The 18867-nt window shown below is 68.1% G+C and carries 17 protein-coding genes; 8 read left to right on the plus strand and 9 right to left on the minus strand.

The genetic code is table 11. From position 1 onward, the window contains the following. Positions 1–61: 61 nt before the first annotated feature. From A176_RS35825 to A176_RS35845, 5 genes are all read left to right on the plus strand, one after another. On the plus strand, positions 62–823 hold the full coding sequence (locus A176_RS35825) for an ABC transporter ATP-binding protein (protein WP_002633916.1): 762 nt from the start codon (positions 62–64) through the stop codon (positions 821–823). An 18-nt stretch (positions 824–841) separates the two neighbouring features. Beyond that, positions 842–3259 (plus strand): ABC transporter permease, encoded by a 2418-nt coding sequence (locus A176_RS35830; protein WP_002633915.1) that lies wholly within the window; start codon positions 842–844, stop codon positions 3257–3259. 18 nt (positions 3260–3277) lie between these two features. Continuing rightward, on the plus strand, positions 3278–3955 hold the full coding sequence (locus A176_RS35835; protein ID WP_002633914.1) for an ABC transporter ATP-binding protein: 678 nt from the start codon (positions 3278–3280) through the stop codon (positions 3953–3955). A gap of 103 nt (positions 3956–4058) precedes the next feature. After that, positions 4059–5480 (plus strand): sigma-54-dependent transcriptional regulator, encoded by a 1422-nt coding sequence (locus A176_RS35840; protein ID WP_002633913.1) that lies wholly within the window; start codon positions 4059–4061, stop codon positions 5478–5480. Further along, a complete protein-coding gene (locus A176_RS35845) occupies positions 5477–6820 on the plus strand; it encodes a sensor histidine kinase (protein WP_044889951.1) in 1344 nt (447 codons plus the stop codon). Before A176_RS35840 ends, A176_RS35845 begins: the two co-directional genes overlap by 4 nt. A gap of 15 nt (positions 6821–6835) precedes the next feature. Here the strand turns inward: A176_RS35845 and A176_RS35850 are convergent, their stop codons facing one another. Further along, complete coding sequence (locus tag A176_RS35850; RefSeq protein WP_002633911.1) at positions 6836–7369, minus strand: hypothetical protein; 534 nt, start codon at positions 7367–7369, stop codon at positions 6836–6838. 218 nt (positions 7370–7587) lie between these two features. Here A176_RS35850 and A176_RS35855 point away from each other — a divergent pair, with 218 nt between their 5' ends. Beyond that, a complete protein-coding gene (locus A176_RS35855) occupies positions 7588–10161 on the plus strand; it encodes a glycoside hydrolase family 15 protein (RefSeq protein ID WP_044889950.1) in 2574 nt (857 codons plus the stop codon). 102 nt (positions 10162–10263) lie between these two features. On the opposite strand, the gene A176_RS35860 is transcribed toward A176_RS35855, so the two are convergent. Continuing rightward, positions 10264–12120: a penicillin-binding transpeptidase domain-containing protein gene (locus A176_RS35860; protein ID WP_144429812.1), complete on the minus strand. Its 1857-nt coding sequence runs from the start codon at positions 12118–12120 to the stop codon at positions 10264–10266. Positions 12121–12467: 347 nt separating this feature from the next. On the opposite strand from A176_RS35860, the gene A176_RS35865 reads away from it, so the two are divergent. Next, complete coding sequence (locus tag A176_RS35865; RefSeq protein WP_002633907.1) at positions 12468–12971, plus strand: CinA family protein; 504 nt, start codon at positions 12468–12470, stop codon at positions 12969–12971. 84 nt (positions 12972–13055) lie between these two features. Next, a complete protein-coding gene (locus A176_RS35870; RefSeq protein ID WP_002633905.1) occupies positions 13056–13523 on the plus strand; it encodes a DUF4150 domain-containing protein in 468 nt (155 codons plus the stop codon). Between the two features lie 24 nt (positions 13524–13547). Here the strand turns inward: A176_RS35870 and A176_RS35875 are convergent, their stop codons facing one another. From A176_RS35875 to A176_RS35910, 7 genes are all read right to left on the minus strand, one after another. Beyond that, positions 13548–14345, minus strand: coding sequence for an immunity 49 family protein (locus A176_RS35875; RefSeq protein ID WP_002633904.1), 798 nt, complete (start codon positions 14343–14345; stop codon positions 13548–13550). 6 nt (positions 14346–14351) lie between these two features. Then, a complete protein-coding gene (locus tag A176_RS35880) occupies positions 14352–14933 on the minus strand; it encodes an imm11 family protein (protein WP_082282892.1) in 582 nt (193 codons plus the stop codon). A gap of 67 nt (positions 14934–15000) precedes the next feature. After that, positions 15001–15582 carry an imm11 family protein gene (locus A176_RS35885; protein WP_002633902.1) on the minus strand — a complete coding sequence of 194 codons (582 nt, stop codon included), beginning with the start codon at positions 15580–15582 and terminating at the stop codon, positions 15001–15003. Positions 15583–15700: 118 nt separating this feature from the next. Continuing rightward, positions 15701–16279, minus strand: coding sequence for an imm11 family protein (locus A176_RS35890; protein WP_002633901.1), 579 nt, complete (start codon positions 16277–16279; stop codon positions 15701–15703). A gap of 102 nt (positions 16280–16381) precedes the next feature. Continuing rightward, positions 16382–16963: an imm11 family protein gene (locus A176_RS38480; RefSeq protein ID WP_226994091.1), complete on the minus strand. Its 582-nt coding sequence runs from the start codon at positions 16961–16963 to the stop codon at positions 16382–16384. A 31-nt stretch (positions 16964–16994) separates the two neighbouring features. Next, positions 16995–17714: a hypothetical protein gene (locus A176_RS35905; RefSeq protein ID WP_002633900.1), complete on the minus strand. Its 720-nt coding sequence runs from the start codon at positions 17712–17714 to the stop codon at positions 16995–16997. After that, positions 17711–18838: a beta-ketoacyl synthase N-terminal-like domain-containing protein gene (locus A176_RS35910; RefSeq protein ID WP_044889945.1), complete on the minus strand. Its 1128-nt coding sequence runs from the start codon at positions 18836–18838 to the stop codon at positions 17711–17713. The genes A176_RS35905 and A176_RS35910 overlap by 4 nt, the downstream gene beginning before the upstream one ends. Between the last annotated feature and the right edge of the window lie 29 nt (positions 18839–18867).

Below are 18867 nucleotides of genomic sequence, written 5' to 3' on the forward strand. Positions count from 1 at the left end.
AGGTGGCGTTTTCGAATTCAGACAGGGCCGCGGGGAACGCGGTGGAGCGGGTGAGGCAGCCATGATGACGAACGAGACGAAGACAGACGCTTCCCCCGAGAGCTCGGCGGTGCATGGCGGCGTGGGTGCGGAGCCGGGCAAGCCGCTCATCCATCTGGACGGGCTGACCAAGGTCTTCGAGACCGAGGACGTGGAGACGCACGCGCTCTCCAACATCCACCTCAACGTGCACAAGGGCGAGTGGGTGGCGATTGTCGGCCCCTCGGGCTCCGGCAAGTCCACGTTGCTCGCGGTGCTGGGCCTCCTGGACACGGCGACGCGCGGGGCCTACCTGCTGGACGGCCGCAGCGTATTGGACCTGTCCGCGGCGGACCGGGCCTTGGTTCGCAACCGGCACATCGGCTTCATCTTCCAGAGCTTCAACCTCATCGGCGACCTGACGGTGTTCGAGAACGTGGAGCTGCCGCTCACGTACCGGGGCATGCCCGCCGCCGAGCGCAAGCAGCGGGTGGAGCGCGCGCTGGAGAAGGTGGGCATGGCGCACCGCGCGCGGCACATGCCGGGGCAGCTCTCCGGCGGTCAGCAGCAGCGCGTGGCGGTGGCGCGCGCCGTGGCGGGAGACCCCCTCATCCTCCTGGCGGACGAGCCCACCGGTAACCTCGACTCGAAGAACGGCGAGGCGGTGATGCAGCTCCTGACCGAGCTGCACAAGGCCGGGGCCACCATCTGCATGGTGACGCACGACCCCGCGCACGCGCGCGTCGCCACGCGCACGGTGAGCCTCTTCGACGGCCGCATCGTCCAGGACGAGCAGCGCCGCTGACCGGCCGATAGGAACCTCATGGACCCCCTCCTGCAGGATGTCCGCTACGCCCTGCGCTCGCTGCGCAAGAGCCCGGGCTTCGCCGTGGTCGCGGTGCTCGCGCTGGCGCTGGGGATTGGCGCCAACAGCGCCGTCTTCAGCGTGGTGAGTGGGGTGCTCCTCACGCCACCGCCGCTGTCCGAGCCGGACCGGCTGGTGGACCTGTCGAACACCTTCGCGAAGGCGGGCCGCAAGGGCCTCACCTCGTCGGTGGCGGAGTACCGCGACTACCGCGAGCTGCCGCGCGTCTTCGCGTCCGTGGCGGCCTTCACGGACGGGGACATGACGCTCACCGGCCTGGACACGCCGCAGCACCTGCGCGTCGTGGAGGCCACCGCGTCCTTCCTGCCGACGCTGGGCGTGACACCGGCGCTGGGCCGTGGCTTCACCGAGGACGAGGAGACGCCCGGACAGCACCAGGTGGTGGTGCTCTCGCACGCGATGTGGCGGACCCACTTCTCCGAGGACCCGGGCGTGCTCGGGCGCACGCTCCAACTCGACGGCGAGCCCTACACGGTGGTGGGCGTGCTGCCCCGGGGCGTGGTGTTCCCGGCGGACTCCGACCTCTACCGGCCCTTCGCGCCCTCGCCGGAGCTGGCCTCCGAGGAGAAGCGGGAGACGCGCTTCCTGGAGGTGCTCGCGCGCTTGAAGCCCGGGGTGACGTTGGAGGCGGCGCGAAAGGACCTGGCGCGCGTGTCGTTGGCGCTGGCGGAGGCGCATCCCAAGTACGGGCTGGCGGAGCGCTCCATCGGCATGGACTCGCTGGAGGACACGTTGGTGGGCGAGGTGCGCGGCCCCTTGTGGCTGTTGCTGGGCGCGGTGGGCTTCGTGCTGCTGGTGGCGTGCAGCAGCGTGGCCAACCTGCTGCTGGCGCGGGCTGCGGCGCGGGGGCGCGAGGTCTCCATTCGCGCCGCGTTGGGCGCGGGCCGTGGCCGGCTGCTCGCGCAGTTCCTCACCGAGAGCCTGGTGCTCTCCGTGGCGGGCGGCGTGCTGGGGCTCTTGCTGGCGCTGTGGGGGACGGACGCGCTGCTGGCCCTGGTGGGCGACGGGCTGCCGCGCGCGGCCGAGGTCCGGCTGGACGGGCGCTCGCTGCTCTTCACCACGGGGGTGAGCCTGCTGGCGGGCCTGCTCTTCGGCATGGCACCGGCGCTCCAGGCGAGCCGCGCGGACCTGGGCGCGGCGATGCGCGAGGGGGCGCGAGGAACGGCGGGGGGCAGGTCGAGCCGGGTGCGCTCGGCGCTGGTGGTGGCGCAGGTGGCGCTGGCGTTGGTGTTGCTGGTGGGCGCGGGGTTGATTGGCAAGAGCCTGGTCGCGTTGCTGTCGGTGGACACCGGCTTCACGCCGGAGGGACTGCTCACCGGCCAGTTCTCGCTCCCGGACACGGCCTATGCCGAGCCGGAGCGGAAGGTGGCGTTCCAGCGGGAGTTGCTGCGGCGGCTCCAAGGCGTTCCGGGAGTGGAGTCCGTGGGGCTCACCAACGCGCTGCCCCTGGGGCGCTCCATCACCTTCGGCTTCGCCATCGACGGCCGGACGCGGGAGCCCGGTGAGGTGTGGCCCGCGGTGCAGTTCCGCACCGTCAGCGCGGACTACCACCGGACGTTGCGCGTGCGGCTGCGGGAGGGCCGCCTGCTGGAGGCGACGGATGGGCCCCAGGCGCCCTGGGCGGTGGTCATCAACAAGACCTTCGCGGACACGTACTGGCCCCAGGGCGACGCGCTGGGGCAGCGGCTGAAGCTCAACCGCCCCGACGCGGAGTGGACCACGGTGGTGGGCATCGTGGAGGACGTGCGCGAGTGGGCGTTGGACCGGCCCACGCCGCCCATGGCGTACTACGCCGTCGACCAGCTCCCCAACAGCGGCCTGGCGCTCGTGGTTCGCGCCCGGGCTGGCAATCCGGAGTCACTGCGTCCCGGCATCGAGGCGGAGCTGCGCGCCGTGGACCGGAACGTGCCGCTCCACGGTGTGGCGCCCATGGTCCGGCTGGTGGATGCGTCCATCGGGTTCCGGCGGCTGTCGGCGCTGCTGATGGGGCTGTTCGCGGGGACGGCGCTGCTGCTGGCGGCGCTCGGCATCTCCGGCGTCATCGGTTACTCGGTGGCGCAGCGCACGCGGGAGATGGGCATCCGCATGGCGCTGGGGGCCACGCGCACGAGCGTGCTGGCGCTGGTGCTGAAGCAGGGCCTGCGGCTGACGGGCCTGGGCGTGGCCGTGGGCCTGGCCCTATCGCTGGCCTTGGCGCGGTTTCTGGATGCAATGCTTTACGGGGTGGCCGCGTATGACGCGGGGACCTTCGCGGGCGTGGCGGCGGTGCTGGCCCTGGTCGCCCTGGTGGCCACGTGGCTGCCAGCACGCAGGGCCACCCGTGTGGACCCCATCATCGCCCTGCGGGCGGACTGACCCTTCGAGACGACTCCCATGACATCACCGCTCATCTCCCTGAGGAACGTCGAGAAGTCCTACCCCCTGGCGGGAGGCCGGGCCTGGGTGCTGCGCCGCATCGACCTGGACATCCAGCCGGGCGAGTTCGTCACGCTCATGGGCCCCTCCGGCGCGGGCAAGTCCACGCTGCTGTCCATCCTGGGCATGCTGGACGTGGACTGGACGGGCGAGTACCTGCTGGACGGTCAGGCCGTCCACGCCATGAAGCCCAAGGCGCGCGGCGAGCTCTCCCGAAGCACCATCGGCTTCGTGTTCCAGCAGTACCACCTGTTGGACAACCTGACGGTGGCGGAGAACCTGGAGGTGCCGCTGTCCTACCGCGACCTCAAGCGCGGCGAGCGCGAAGCCCTGGTGGGCGACATGCTGGACCGCTTCCAGCTCGTGGGGAAGAAGGACCTGTTCCCCTCGCAGCTCTCTGGCGGGCAGCAGCAGCTCGTGGGCATCGCCCGGGCGCTCATCGCCAGCCCCAAGGTGCTGCTGGCGGACGAGCCCACGGGCAACCTCCACTCGCAGCAGGCGAAGCACATCATGGAGGTCTTCCAGCGGCTCAACCAGGAGGGCACCACCATCATCCAGGTGACGCACTCGGACGCCAACGCCGCCTACGGCCACCGCGTCATCCAGCTCACGGACGGCTGGTTGCAGAAAGCGTGAATCCTCACTGACGCCCATGGCCCGGCTCCCTCAATGGGCGAGCGGGCCATCGGCGCGTGGTTGTCCCCAAGTCCTTCTGGCACATTCCACCCCCGGTACCCCCGTGTCCGAACCCGCCCTGTCCCTCCCGAATCCCCCCGGCGCCGTCGCGCGCCCTCCCTGTGTCCTCATCGCCGATGACCAGGCCGATGTCCTGGAAGCCCTGCGGCTGCTCCTCAAGCGGGACGGCCTCACCGTCGTCACCGCGCAGTCGCCCGCGGGCGCGCTCGCCACGCTCGAGGCCGAGGACGTGGACCTGGTCTTGATGGACCTGAACTACGCGCGTGACACAACGTCCGGGCAGGAGGGCATCGACCTGCTCGGCCGCATCCGTGCCCAGGACGCCTCCTTGCCCGTGGTGGTGATGACGGCGTGGGGCAGCGTGGAGGGCGCGGTGGAGGCCATGCGCGCCGGTGCCCGCGACTACGTGCAGAAGCCCTGGGACAACACGCGCCTGCTGGCGACGCTGCGCACCCAGTTGGAGCTGCGCCGCGCGCTGAAGCGCAGCCGCCGGCTGGAGGAGGAGAACCAGCGCCTGCGCCAGGGCCAAGGAGGCCTGCCCTCCATGGTGTCCGAGTCCCGCGCCATGGTGCCGGTGCGGCGCCTCATCGAGCGCGTCGCGCCGTCGGGCGCCAACGTGCTGGTGACGGGCGAACACGGCACGGGCAAGGAGGTGGTGGCGCGGCTGCTCCACGCGGCCTCCACGCGTTCGGAGCGGGCCTTCGTCGCGGTGAACTCGGGTGGCCTGTCCGAGGGCGTCTTCGAGAGCGAGCTCTTCGGCCACGTGAAGGGCGCCTTCACCGACGCCAAGGCGGACCGCATCGGTTGCTTCGAGCTGGCGGACGGCGGCACGCTGTTCCTGGATGAGATTGGCAACATGCCGCTGTCGCAGCAGGCGAAGCTGCTGCGGGTGCTCCAGACGGGCGAGCTGCACCCCGTGGGCTCGTCGAAGACGCGCCGGGTGGACGTGCGCGTGGTGAGCGCCACCAACGTGGACCTGGCGAAAGCGGTGTCGGAAGGGCGCTTCCGGGAGGACCTGCTCTACCGCCTGAACACGGTGGAGGTGCAGTTGCCGTCCCTGCGCGAGCGGCGCGAGGACATCCCGCTGCTCGCCGCGCACTTCCTGGCCGAACAGGGCCGCCGCTACGGCAGGCCCGGCGTCCGGCTGTCCCCGGAGGCGCTGGAGGCCCTGCTGACCTATTCGTGGCCGGGCAACGTGCGCGAGCTGGAGCACGCGGTGGAGCGCGCGATGCTGATGTCCTCGGGGGATGAGGTGACGCAGGAGGACCTGCTGCTCAAGCGCGCCGGACGGGAAGGCATGGCGCGGCTGGAGGAGATGACGCTGGAAGAGGTGGAGCGCTACCTTATCGAGCGCGCGCTGGCGCGGCACGAAGGCAACGTGAGCGAGGCGGCCAAGGGCCTGGGCCTGTCCCGCAGTGCGCTGTACCGGCGGCTCCAGTACTACGGCATCAAGGGCGCTCGGTGAAAGAGCGGCGGCCGCCACCACCGCATGACTTGCAGGTGCTGGGGCTCGCGTGGCTCGCGGGCCTGCCGGGCTCGGTGGCCGCGCTCGTGCTGGTGTGGCTGGGGGACTTCTCCACCAAGGTGCAGTGGACGCTGACCTCGCTGGTGGTGGGCACCTTCCTGGGCGTGGGTCTGCTGGTGCGCGAACGGGTGATGCGGCCGTTGCACGCGGTGGCGAATCTATTGTCCGCGCTGCGGGAAGGGGACTACTCCGTGCGAGGCCGGGGCGCGCGCGCGGGCGACGCCCTGGGCGAGGTGCTGCTGGAGGTGAACGCGCTGGGCGACACCTTGCGCGAGCAGCGGCTGGGCGCGCTGGAGGCGGACGCGCTCCTGGAACAGGTGATGGAGGAGATTGACGTCGGGGTGCTCGCCTTCGATGTGGCGGGCACGCTGCGCCTGGTGAACCGCGCGGGTGAGCGGCTCCTGGGGCTGTCCCGCTTGCAGTTGATGGGCAAGGGCGCCGGAGCCCTGGGCCTGTTGGACCTGCTGGAAGGCCCCGTGCCCCGGCGGTTGACGCGCACCTTCGCGGAGGAGGGCGGGCCCTACGAGCTGCGGCGCGGCAGCTTCCGGCAAGGCGGGCTGCCCCACCAACTGGTGGTGCTCGCGGACCTGCGGCTGGCGCTGCGCGAGCAGGAGCGCGAGGCCTGGCGACGGCTGGTGCGGGTGCTGAGCCACGAAATCAACAACTCGCTGGCGCCCATCGGCTCCATCGCGGAGGCGCTGCGGGACACGCTGCTGCTCCAGCCGCGCCCGTCCGACTGGGAAGACGACGCGAAGAGCGGCCTGGGCATCGTCGCGCGGCGCTCCCAGTCCCTGGCGCGCTTCATGTCCGCGTACGCGAACCTGGCGAAGCTGCCGCCGCCCACGCTAGGCCAGGTGGAGGTGGACGCCTGGGTGCGCCGGGTGGCCGCGCTGGAGAAGCGCCGGAGCGTGGGCGTGCGCGCGGGGCCCGGGCTGGTGGTGCGCGCCGACTCGGACCAGTTGGAGCAACTGCTCATCAACCTGGTGCGCAACGCCGTGGATGCGGTGCTGTCGGAGCCGGGGACCCCGGGCGAGGTCTGGGTGTCCTGGGCCGTGTTGTCACCCGGCGCGGTGGAGGTCTGGGTGGAGGACGAAGGCCCGGGGATGACGGACTCCGGCAACCTCTTCGTCCCCTTCTTCACCACCAAGCCGCAAGGCAGCGGCATTGGCCTGGCGCTCAGCCGTCAAATCGCCGAGGCCCACGGAGGCAGCCTCCGTCTGGAGAACCGCCCCGAGGGCAAGGGCTGCCGCGCGCGCCTCAAGCTGCCACAAGGCGCATGAGGCTTCGCGAGGACTTCAGGCCACCTGCGCGTGCGCGCGGCTGGTGGCGGGAGGCGCGTCGTAGTCCGGCGTGAGGTCCACCACGTCGATGGTCAGCAGGTGGTAGACGATGCAGTTGCTCACCCAGAAGAAGAGCGCGCTGTAGTGCACGTAGACGAGCGGCGACGTGGGCCACACCTGGAGCGGGTGGTTGAAGACGTTGGCGGCGATGTACCCGCCAATCCACTCGCCCACCCAGCAGACCACGGCGCCAATGGCCAGCCGGGGCCAGACCTTGACGCGGCGCGGGTAGAACCAGAAGTAGTGCAGGCTCCACAGCAGCGCCACGCAGCCGGCCCACAGGATGAGGCTCCCGAAGGAGAACCAGTGGTACGGGGACTTGGGATACATCCAGCCCCATTCACCGTTCATCCACCGCCAGGCCACGTTCTGCGCCAGCTCCATGAACCAGAAGAGCGGCGCGACGTAGAGCACCTGGGTCAGCAGGATGCGGAGGAAGGGTCCGGAGTTCTTCCAGGTCAGCCTCGCGGGCCGGGCGAGTGAAGTCATGGTGTCCCCTGCGGCGGCAATGGGTCGTCCGGTGCCGCGTCAAAGTCAGTACGCGATGAGTCCCATTTCTTGAGCGGAAGATGGCGACAGGTGCTTACGCGGAGGCGCCAGAATCCAGTAGTGACGGCCGCTTGAAACGGCCATTCCTGGAAATGACAGGGAGAAAGGTGGTTTCACACCCGTTGGTTTGAGGCGGGAAGGGCCCCAGAATCCGCCGGATGATTCCCACCCCCCGCCTGTCTCATCACCTCGGCCGGCCGCCCGTGCTGCTCGTCGCGCTCCTCTGCGCGGTGTCCACGGGCGCCCGCGCGGAAGTCCCCATCCAGCGCTCCTTCCTGCGCATGCCGTCCTCCAACGGCCATGGCGCGGTGATGCTGGACGTGGAGCAGCGCAAGGTGACGCACTTCCGCGAGCACCTCTTCGCCACCGAGGAGCCCGTGATTGACGCGGCGGGCAATGACGTCTTCTCGCATGGCCATCCCCAGGTGATTCATTCGCGGGACCTGCTCTACGACGCCTTCTTTGGCCTGCGCTCCGGCGGCACGCAGCGCTGGCTCAGCACGCTGGAGGCGGACCGGGACGCCAGCAACTACGCGGCCTGGACGACGGAGAAGACGGGCGGCACGAGCGTGGCGTCGCTGGTGCAGCGGGTGGGCACGCTGGAGGCGACGACGTACGTGTTCGCGCCCCAGGGGTTGCCGCACGCGTCCTTCGTGATGGCGCTGCGCGTGCGCAACACCGGCGCGGCGGCGGTGACGGGCGTGAGCGCCTTCTCGCTCCACAACTTCCACCTGGGCTTTGGCCGTCCGGGCGTGATGGCGGACCTGGAGGAGAATGGCGAGACGGTGGAGCTCAGCGGCAACGACTTCGTGGAGAAGGGCTTCGCGGGCGTGGTCGTGGCCCATCCGCTGGGCGCGGTGGCGCGCAAGTCGGCGTGGCTGTCCAGCACCACGGGTTCGCAGAACGCGTACACGGTGGTGAACGGGGGCGGCGGACAGGACCTGCAGGAGTTCACCGCGCAGCCCTCGCCCGGCACGGGTTGGGCGACGGCGTACCAGTTCAACCTGGGCGACATCCCGGCGGGCGCGGAGCGGTGGGTGGGCGTGGCCTTCGCGCACCACGGCAATCCCGAGGCGGCGACCACCGCGCGGCAGTGGCTGACGGAGTACGCGGGCGCGTCCGGCGCGAAGGCCCTGGTGGACGCGGAGGTCGCGCGGTGGGCCGCGTTCCAGACGGACACGGTGAAGGTGCCCGCGGGCATGTCGGCGGACGAGGAGTCGCTGCTGCGGCACTCGGCGGTGGTGTTGCACATGGCGCAGGTGCGTTCGCGTGACGCGTTCCTGCGCGAGTCGCTGTCCCGGGATGGGGAGCCGCGCCGCACGCGCTTCCGGGCGCCGGACGGCTCACCCGCGACGTTGCCGGGGATGGTGCGGCACGCGGGGTATGGCGCGGTGCTGGCGAGCCTGCCGCCCGGGCAGTGGACGTATGCCTGGATTCGCGACGGCGCCTACGCGGTGGCGGGCATGGCCACGCTGGGCATGCGGAGCGAGGCCCGCGACGCGCTGGCCTACTACCTCAACGCGGACAGCGGCCGGTTCCAGAACTGGCGTGAACTGGAGCCGTACTCGATGCCGCCGTACATCATCACGCTCACGCGCTACCACGGCTTCGGCGTGGAGGAGACGGACTTCAACGAGGCGGGGCCGAACATCGAGTTCGACGGCTTCGGTCTCTTCCTCTGGGCGCTGCGGCACTACGAGCGCACGACGGGCGACACCACGCTGGTGGACGAGACGTGGCCCACGGTGTCCACGAAGGTGGGCGACGCGCTGGTGGCGCTCATCGACCCGGCGACGGGGCTCATCCGGCCGGACTCGTCCATCTGGGAGACGCACTGGAACGGGCGTCAGCGCGCGTGGACGTACACCAGCCTCACGGCGGCGCGTGGTCTGTGTGACGCGGCGGAGCTGGCGCAGCGGGTGGGGGACACGGAGCGCGCCACGCGTTACCGGCAGGCGGGTGAGTCCATTCGCCGGGCGATGGCGGAGAAGCTGACGGACGGCAACTTCGCGCTGGCCTCCAACCTGGAGGAGCTGACGGTGGGCCGGGGGTATTGGGACGCGGCGGTGTTCGACGCGTTCGCCTTCGAGCTGTTCGACCCGGCGGGGAAGATTGCCCAGGCCACCTACCGGGGGCTGGACCTGCGGCTGTCTTCACCGGCGGGCGCGGGCTGGCAGCGCAACGATGACCGGTATGACCACCCGGGCAGCACGGACCTGAGTCCCTGGGGCGGTGAGTACGACAGCGCGGAGTGGGTCATCGTCAGCCTGCGCGGCGCGGTGGCCAAGCGCATGGGCGGTGACGCGGCGCGCGCCGACCGCGTGCTGAAGTGGGTGACGGACCAGTCGATGAAGAACTACCTGGCCATCGCGGAGACGTACGACGAGACGAACGGTACGTACAAGTACAACACGCCCATGGCCGGCTTCGGCGCGGGGGCGTACGCGCTGGCGCTGGACCACCGCGCGACGGGCGAGAACGACCCGGCGTGTGGCGCGTACTTCGACGAGAGCACGCTGACGAAGCAGCCGGACGCGGGCACGGGCACGCCGGACGCGGGGCCGCAGACGCCAGATGCCGGGCCGCAGACGCCGGACGCGGGCACGCCGCCGGATGACAGCGGCGTCGGCGGTGGTGGCGGCTGCAACGCCACGGGGCCGGGCGCCGTGGCGCTGTGGATGGTGTTGGCCTTCGCCGGACTGGCCGTGGCGTTGCGCCGTCGCGGCGTCTGACCGAGGTCTCGTGGGGAGCAGGGCCCGCGGTGGATGGAGCACCGCGGTGAGACAGGTGGGCACGGCGCGCGGTGGAGGAAGCACCGCGTGCCGGTTCCACGGCTACAGCGCGCCGGCGAACTTCGCGGCGATGGGCGCGGCGACACGGCCGCCCACGCCGCCCCCTTCGACCAGGACCGCGAAGCCAATGCCCTTGCGGAAGCCGATGAACCACGCGTGCGTCGGCAGCGGCGGGACGGTGCCGAACTCAGCGGTGCCCGTCTTCCCTCCGAGCCCGGAGACCTGCCGGCCCGCCTTACCGGAGCCCTCCATCACCACGGCGCGCATGAGGACGGAAAGGGGCTTGCGGACGCCGTCCGCGAGTTCGCTGCTTGGTCCATCCTCCAGTCCCTCCACGAGATAGGGCGCGCGCCACTCGCCGGACTCCGCTGCCGCCGCGACCGAGGCCATGTGCAGCGGCGTCGCCAGCACACGCCCCTGGCCGATGGCTGCGGCTGCCAGCTCGATGTCATCGACGGGCGTGGGGAACGACGAGGCCGCCGAGGTGAGCCCGGGGAAGTAGGGCACATCGAAGCCGAAGCGGCGGGCCGCCGCGCCGAGCGCCTCCTTCCCGAGCTGCGTCGCCATCGTCACGAACGCGGTGTTGCACGAGTGCGCGAAGACCTGCCGCAGCGTGGTGGTGCCCATGGACTCGCCTTCAAAGTTCCGGAAGGGCTTGGTGCGGACCATCGTCACGGGAGGACAGTCGACCGGTGAATCCGTGCGCATGCCCCGCGCGAGCAAGGCCTCCGTGGTGACGACCTTGAAGGTCGACCCCGGGGGATATCGTCCGGTGAGCGCGCGGTGCAGCGGCTGCGACAGGGGCCTGCTCGCGACGGCGAGGACGGCACCCGTCGCGCTGTCCACGGCGACGAGGGCCGCGGGCTGCGTCACACTTTCGAGCGCGGCCTCGGCGGCTGCCTGGACTTCGCGGCGAATCGTGGTGGTCAGCGGCGCGCCCGGCTCACCATCGAAGTGGAAGAGCACGCGGGTTTCGCCCGAGGGCCGCGTGAGGATGACATCGCCAGAAGGGCTCCCCGCGAGCTGGACCTCATAGGCCCGTTCCAGTCCGGAGAGGCCCACGAGGTCGCCGGGCAGGTAGGTGACTCCAAGTTGGGGGAGCAGTTCGGCGGTCACCTCGCCCACGCGGCCCAACGTATGGGACGCGAAGCCATCCACCGGTGTCCGCGCGCTCTTGCGGCGGAAGAAGATGCCGGGCACGGGCGCCAGGGTGGGGCGCACCTGCTGGTAGCGCTCCTGGGGGATGTCGATGATGGGCACGAAGCGACTGGTCACCGGGCCCGCTGCGTTCAGTGCTGCATCCAAATGCGCCGGGGGCACCCCCAAATGCGCCTGGAGCACCGAGGCCACGTCCGCGCGGTTCCGGATGCGGGTGGGGTCGACACCAATGGCGATGACCTCGCCTTGAAGGGTGAGGAGGGCTCCCCTGGCGTCGAGGATGTCCGCCCGCTCCGGCGTCGTGCGGGTGCGAGAGAACCGGTCCCCATCGCGCACATCGGGATGGAGCACCGCGGGGGTCCACCGGACACGCCATGGCCCTTGCTGCCGGACGAAGTGCAGCGTGCCTTCCAGCGCCCACTCCCCGAGCCCTCGCAACTGATGCACGGCGTGGTAGGTGACGCGCGCCGAGTCGCCGTCACTCTGAACATCGCCGAGTTCAAACTCGGATGCAGTGATGCGCAGCCCATCGCGGAACGCCTGGTGCAGCGCCTCGAAACGCGCGGGCGGCTCGGCCACGGCGCGACGCATGGCGGCGAGGTCTCCGGCGGCCCAGGCGCGCAGATAGGCCTCGGCCTCGGCATCCGGCCCGGGTGCCCGGACAGGACTCGGGGCCGTGGGGCTTGGACTCGGGCGTACGGGGGGCTGCACCTGCTGGGATGCGCAGGCCGTCAGGAGCACGGCCGCCAACGCAAGGACTCCGACCTTCCACGCTCGCCAGGACACGGAGGCACTCTGTTGCGCACGGAGACGAGGCGGGCAAGAAATCCACCGCGAGGGGCACTCCGCGTCCCTCCTCGGTGCGGCTGTCAACGGACCGGGAGACCGAGGACGGGGGCGGACACGCAGCGCCTCCGGGAGATTCCACGGGGTTCGGTGCGTGCTGCTACGGTGAAGTCTTCTCCGTGAAGGTGTGCGTGGTGGTACGGGTGCGGCATGGCCTCCCGGGTGAAGGCTCGGCCCACGGTCGAGCGCGTGGCTCGATGGGCGCTGTGCACGCCGGTCGCGGAACGGAGGGAGTGAGCCCCATGACGGAAGCAGCCCTGGAGGAGTTGGCGCGGCAGGCGCTGGAGCGGTGTCGCGCGGCGGTGGTGCGGCTGGCGCTGGTGGAGGCCTGCACGGGCGGGCTGCTCTGCGAGAAGCTGACGGCGGTGTCCGGGGCCTCGGCGGTGGTGGAGCGTGGCTTCATTCCCTACTCGTACGAGTCGAAGGTGGAGCAGCTCGGTGTGTCGCTGGCGTTGCTCCAGGCGCACGGCTCCGTCAGCGCGGAGGCGGTGGAGGCCCTTGCGCAGGGCGCCCTGGCGCGCTCCACGGCGGACTGGGTGGTGGCGGAGACGGGCATCGCCGGGCCTGGCGGTGGCACGCCGCAGAAGCCCGTGGGGCTGGCCTTCGTGGCGGTGCTCCAGCGAGGTGGGCAATCCACGGTGGAGCGCCACGTCTTCACCGGAGACCGGGCCGAGGTCCGCCGCGCCATCGCGGGCCGGGTGTTGTCGCTGCTGTTGGAGCGGCTGGACGCGCCGGCCTCTTCCTGACGGGGCACCCCTGGGGGTGCTTGTTCCCGCGAGAGGCATTCGTCAGACTCCTGAAGATCCTGTTTGGAACACCGGGAGGTCCGCGTGGCGAACACCGTGGGAGTCAACAAGATGTCCGTGGTGACGAAGGCCACGAACGGCGTCACCGTCGCCTTTCCGGATGTGTGCAAGACGCCCAGCCCCGCAGGTCCCGTCCCCATTCCCTATCCGAACGTCGCCATGTCCTCGGACACGGACAAGGGCACCAAGGACGTGTCGGTGGCGGGGAACCCGGTGTGCGTCCAGGACTCCAACTTCAAGATGAGCACGGGAGACGAGGCCGGCACCGCGGGTGGCGGTGTGGCCTCCAGCAAGACGAAGGGCAAGGCCGAGTTCGTCAACTACTCCTTCGACGTGAAGTTCGAGGGGAAGAGCGTGGCGCGGTCCTTCGACCTGATGCTGCACAACGACAAGAACACGCCTCCCGCGCCGCTGATTCAGCCGCCTGTCATCGCCCTCGGGAAGGATGGGAAGGCGGAGTACACCTGTCCCATCTGCGAAAAGGTGTCGTGACGTAGCGCACGGGCGCCGCCGCGCTCAGGGCAGCGGCACGGACGGGAAGGTCGTCACCTGGAAGGCGGCGTAGCGCGTCTGTCGCGCCAGGGAGGGGCAGAAGGCGTACTCGGGCTCCGTGGGGATTTCGGCGCGCTCCAGGATTCGAAGCCACGCGAGCCCCTCCAGGTAGATGGAGGACTGGGGCACGAAGAGGCTGTCAGTGGCGTAGATGGACTCGCGCTTCATCTTCTTGAGCTTGGCGGAGCGCTCTTCGATCAGGTCCGCGAACGCCTGCGCGCAGCCCGCGGCGTCGCGCGCCAGGAGCTGGCGTCCGAGGTCGAGCCGGGGATTCGTCCCGCCCTCCAGCACGGCCTCGAAGCGGTCGAGGATGGCGCGCAGCTCGTCCTGAGGGGCGTCCAGCACGTAGCGGTGGAGAAAGTGGGCGGCGAGGAAGTCGTCTTCGTACTCGGTGCCGTCCGAGCAGGTGGTGCGGGAGACGCGGGCAAGCTGCCGGGCCAGCTCCCACTGATTCGCGGCGAGGGCCGCGTGGAGGCCCCGGGCGTTGCTGGCCTTGAGCAGCTTGAGGGGCGGCGGGTTGAGCTTCGCGCCACGCTCGAGGACCCAGTGTCGCGTCTGGGCGCTCCGGATGAGCTGGTGGAAGAAGCCATCCACCTCTGCGTCCAGGAGGAGCTCGCAGATGCCCACGGCCTGGTAGTAGACGCAGGCGGCATCGGCCTCGGCGAGCTGCTGAACCGGGTCGGAGGTGGCCTGCAGCACGCTATGGATGTGGAAGTTCAGCAGGGTGACCATCTCGCCGCTGATTTCGTCCAGGGGTTCCATGGGGCCTCAGTTGCCTTGGTACTCGGCGACTTCAGGGGTGGAGAAGCCACGGAAGCCCGCGGCCTTCAGCTTCGCTGCAAGGTCTCGGTGGATGAGCATCGCTCCCGAGACGGCTTTGAGGCGCAGGAGCTGGAAGTCTGCGGGAATCTTGTTCTCGTCAACCGTGAGGTTCCGGATGTTCATCAGTTCATCCGGGTCGAGCAGGTTCTCTTCGTGCTCGGTCTTCTCCAAGTCGATGCAGTCGACGAGGGGAAGCATGTTGGCGATGAAGTAGCGCTCCTGGGGCTCCCGGTCTTTGTGGTTCAGGACCCGGACCGGCAGGTATTCGATGTGCTGGACGCGTTCGGCATCGAGGAAGGCTCTCGCCTTTTCGTTGACGATCAACTGGCTGTCCAGGTTGTAGAGCACTTCATGCAGCGAGGTGCTGTCCGGAAAGTCATCCCGCATTCGGTATGCAGCGTGCTGCGGGAACGAGGATTCCAGCGAGAGCCCTGCGCACAGCTTGAAGGACTGTCCGTAGTTCAAGATGTAGCCGCAGCGAGCCCCGTCGCCTTCTGGTACGGGTTGAATGAGAACGTAGTTCGTCATGGCGATATGCGGCTCGGCGCTCGGGGAGGTAGGTCGTACGAAGCTGGGGCTACACAGGGTTCACGCATCAGGCGGCATCAAACTCTGAGAGTTCTGCGATATTGAAGCCCCTGAACCCGGCGGACTTCAGCTTCTCGGCGAGCTTTCTGTGAATCAGGACCGCGGACTGCACCCGGTCCATTCGAAAGAGCAGAAAGTCCGCAGGGATCATCTCCTCGATCACAGTGAGATTGGAGACCTCCATGAACGAGGAGGGATCGAGCGGATTCTCCTCGTATCGGGTTTGCTCCAAATCGACGCAGGCAACGAGCGGGAGCATGTTGATGATGAAGTAGCGCTCACCAATCTCACGGCCTTTGTGGTTGAGGACCTTTACCGGCAGGTATTCGACGCGCTTGACGCCTTCAGCGTCCAGGAATGCTCGTACCCTCTCGTTGATGACGAGTTGCCGATCCAAGTTGTAGAGCGATTCGTGCAGGAGGATGTTGTCCGGAAAGTCATCGCGCATGCGATACGCCGCATCAGAAGGAATCTTGCCCGACAAGGGGATGCCTTCACGGAGTTCGAATCGGTTGTCGTAGTTCTGCAGATTGCCGAATCGAGCCGCGTCGCCTTCGCACGTGGACTCAATATAGACGTAGCTTGTCATGGGCATTCCACTGCCGCGCTGGTCTGGTACTTCATGGTCTTGTAGATGCCAGAGTTGGCTGCGGCTCCGCCAGTGGTGTTGCGTGGGCGTGCCCTAGAGGGATGGGCTGCAATGCGGCCTATGAGGCCCGAAAATCGGATATTTCCGATATCTTGAATCCGCGAAAATTTGCCGCGTTCATCTTATCTGCGAGATCTCGGCGAATAAGAATGGCTGCGGTGAGCAGATCCATGCGCACGAGTTTCGCGGTCGCCGGAATTTTGTCCTCGTGCACGGTCAGGTTGGAGACGTGCATGAGCTTCTTGGGATCAAGCCGATTGCGCTTCGCCTGAGTCTTTTCCAGGTCGATACAGTCGACAAGCGGAAGCAAGTTGATGATGAAGTAGCGCTCGTTGACCTTCCGGTCCTTGTGATTGAGGACGTTGACCGGAAGGTATTCGACGTGCTGGACGCTTTCGACTTCCAGGAACGCCTTCACCTTCTCGTTGACGACGAGTTGCCGATCCAGATTGTAGAGCGAATCGTGCAGGGCAACATGGTTCGGGAAGTCATCGCGCATGCGGTATGCGGCGTCGTGCGGGATTTTCCCTGTCAGCGGGATGCCTTTACGCAGTTCGAATCGACTGTCGTAATTCTGCAGATTGCCGAACTGGGCTGCGTCGCCTTCATACGTGGATTCGATGAGGACGTAGTTCATCGTTGGCGTGGTGTGCCCGCAGGGCAGTCAGGGTTTCCGAAATTGAGGATGGGAGTGGGTGCGTAGGCTGACAGGGGGACTGCCAGCCAATGCGTGACTGAGTCAGTTCCCGCTGTATTCGGAAACTTCAGGAGTGGCGAACCCACGGAAGCCTGCGGCCTTCAACTTCGCTGCAAGGTCTCGGTGAATCAGCATCGCCCCCGATACGGCCTTGAGACGCAAGAGTTGAAAGTCGGGGGGAATCTTCTCTTCGTGTACCGAAAGGTTGGAGATGTCCATCAATTGGTCTGGATTGAGCCGGTTCCGCTTGAATTTCGTCTGGTCCAGGTCAACGCAGTCAACGAGCGGGAGCATGTTGACGACGAAATAGCGCTCTTTGACCTCTCGGTCTTTGTGATTGAGTACTTTTACCGGGAGATATTCGACGTGTTGAACATTTTCCTTTTCGAGGAATGTTCGCACTTTTTCGTGGACGACGAACTGACCGTCAAGGTTGTAGAGTACCTCATACAGGGCTGTCTTGTCCGGAGCCTCATCGCTCATTCGATAAGCTGCGTCCGAAGGGAATGTTCCTGAAAGGGGGATTCCTTCAGAGAGTTCGAATTGGTCATCGTAGTTCCGCATATGCCAAAAATGAGCTGCGGTTTCATCGGTCGTTGGTTCAAGAAGGAGGTAGGTTTTCATTGAAATGAACCGTGGTGATTTTAGCGGAAGGTTAGAGGAGGCTCGGAGAGACGGGTGGGGATGTTACGCCTTTCGACATGCATAAAGGTTTCCACCAGCCATCTTTGGATTTGTCATAGCGATTTCTGAGGTTGGCTTCGGCGCCCGAGAGGCCTCCACCCCCAGGCCCCTTCCCGATGCTAGTCAACTGATTCCAAAAGTAGGTGACTTCGTCCTCGAGCATTGCCCGAATGTCCTCGGGCTTGGGGTGTTTATTCTTTTTCCTCAAGCTCTCTAGCTCAAGCCAGACATTTCGTTTGAGGCGTTTGGCCACCTCGTCGTTATAGAGGGTATGCCCCCAGTTGCACGGGTTGTGCACTGGCAGGTCGCCCGGGAACGTGACCGCCATGTGGGCCTGGTTGGCGTACTGGGTAACCGCGCCCCACCGTTGCATGGTGACGGTCTGTTCCCGCGCGAAGATGAAGGGGACCGTCTTGTCCTTCTGGAAGTACAGGATGAACGCCGTCAGCTTCGGCAATCCGCCCATCGCATAGGGCTTGTTGATGTCGAAGTCCGTGGTCCGCAGGCACTCATGGATGAACGGGTCCGTAATCTGCCCGAACACGACGCCGGGGAGGATATGGTGCGCGTCCCAGCGGTTGCCGTGGTAGCCGCGGCCGCAGCCTTCGCACTCCTTCCGGTAGTCCTTGGACTCGTACTTCTGGAAGACACCCTTCCAGTCCGTTTGCGGTTTGAGGCAGTCGTCGCTCACGTCATCCCCCTGGCTGTATGGCGCGTCAGCGTGAAACTTCCCTTGGCTCCGTTGTCGGAAGCGGCCCAGACGAGGAGCGACTCCGAGGCATGGTACCCGCGCGCGAAGGCCTGTGTCGCCATGCTCGCGGCGATGAATCCATGGGCCGCGCGCGTCTCTCCGAAGGACAGTGCGGGGAGCGTCAGCGACGCGGGCGTGTATTCCTGCCGCAGCTTCACCAGCGCCATGCCCCAGTCCTGACTCCGGACCACATCTCCATTCAGGTCGCCGTAGAGGCCCAGGCAGGGCTCAGGCGCCTGGCGCAGCGTGGCGCGGATGACCTCGCTCAGGACGCGCCCGTCCGGCGGCGGGGACGCGAAGCGATGTGCGCCATCCTGCTGTAGGTTCAATCCCTCCACCGTGGCCAGGATGCGGTGCTCCTCTCGCCGGGCCCGCTCCGTCTCCTCCAGCATCAGGAACGCCGCGCCCTCGCCGGGCATCAGACCGACAGGGTGCGTGGCCGTCTTGAGGATGCGCAACGTGTTGCATGCCTCCAGCCACCGGGGCTCCAGCAGCGAATCCACGCCCCCCACGAGGCACCGTGTCACCCGCCCGGTGCGCAGCAGCTCCGCCGCCGTGCGCAGCAACGTGACGATGCCCGCCTGGTCCTCGAAGAAGACCTCCTGCACGGCGGGGCTCGTGGACACACCCGCCGCGCGCAGCAACCGGCGCACGTACTCCGCGCGGTACCACGGTTGGAGCGCCTCGTAGGACACGGGCTGACCGCTGACGGGGTGTCCCTGGCGCTGGTGCGCGGCACGCAGCAGGTAGTCGCTCGGGAGGTTGATGAGCACCGCGGTCCGTTCCATCCCTCCGGCGGGAACCCGGCGCAGCAGGTCCCTCAACGCCAGCGAGCCCAGCCGGACCCAGCGGCCCAGCTCCGCGAACCCCTGCGTGAGCGCGCCCACCGTGTGGACCGTCACGGGAACCATCGCCTCGGCCTGGACGTCCCGGGCCGCGAACTCACCGTCCGTGGTCTGGGTGATGCCCGCCCGAGCGGCCGCACACACCAGTTCCACGTCGGCGCCCAGGCTGGAAACCAGACCGGCGCCCGTGATGGCGAGTGTGCCTCTCGCGGTCGACATGGCCTTCTTCTCTAGCACGGCAATCCCCC

The organism is Myxococcus hansupus, from assembly GCF_000280925.3.
Lineage (GTDB): Bacteria > Myxococcota > Myxococcia > Myxococcales > Myxococcaceae > Myxococcus > Myxococcus hansupus.

Excerpts from the sequence above, each read along its gene's own strand:
- A176_RS35855 (WP_044889950.1), top strand. The coding sequence starts at position 7,588 with ATGATTCCCACCCCCCGCCTGTCTCATCACCTCGGCCGGCCGCCCGTG.
- A176_RS35825 (WP_002633916.1), top strand. The coding sequence starts at position 62 with ATGATGACGAACGAGACGAAGACAGACGCTTCCCCCGAGAGCTCGGCG.
- A176_RS35865 (WP_002633907.1), top strand. The coding sequence starts at position 12,468 with ATGACGGAAGCAGCCCTGGAGGAGTTGGCGCGGCAGGCGCTGGAGCGG.
- A176_RS38480 (WP_226994091.1), bottom strand. The coding sequence starts at position 16,963 with ATGAAAACCTACCTCCTTCTTGAACCAACGACCGATGAAACCGCAGCT.
- A176_RS35850 (WP_002633911.1), bottom strand. The coding sequence starts at position 7,369 with ATGACTTCACTCGCCCGGCCCGCGAGGCTGACCTGGAAGAACTCCGGA.
- A176_RS35830 (WP_002633915.1), top strand. The coding sequence starts at position 842 with ATGGACCCCCTCCTGCAGGATGTCCGCTACGCCCTGCGCTCGCTGCGC.
- A176_RS35885 (WP_002633902.1), bottom strand. The coding sequence starts at position 15,582 with ATGACAAGCTACGTCTATATTGAGTCCACGTGCGAAGGCGACGCGGCT.
- A176_RS35910 (WP_044889945.1), bottom strand. The coding sequence starts at position 18,838 with ATGTCGACCGCGAGAGGCACACTCGCCATCACGGGCGCCGGTCTGGTT.
- A176_RS35890 (WP_002633901.1), bottom strand. The coding sequence starts at position 16,279 with ATGAACTACGTCCTCATCGAATCCACGTATGAAGGCGACGCAGCCCAG.
- A176_RS35835 (WP_002633914.1), top strand. The coding sequence starts at position 3,278 with ATGACATCACCGCTCATCTCCCTGAGGAACGTCGAGAAGTCCTACCCC.
- A176_RS35880 (WP_082282892.1), bottom strand. The coding sequence starts at position 14,933 with ATGACGAACTACGTTCTCATTCAACCCGTACCAGAAGGCGACGGGGCT.
- A176_RS35875 (WP_002633904.1), bottom strand. The coding sequence starts at position 14,345 with ATGGAACCCCTGGACGAAATCAGCGGCGAGATGGTCACCCTGCTGAAC.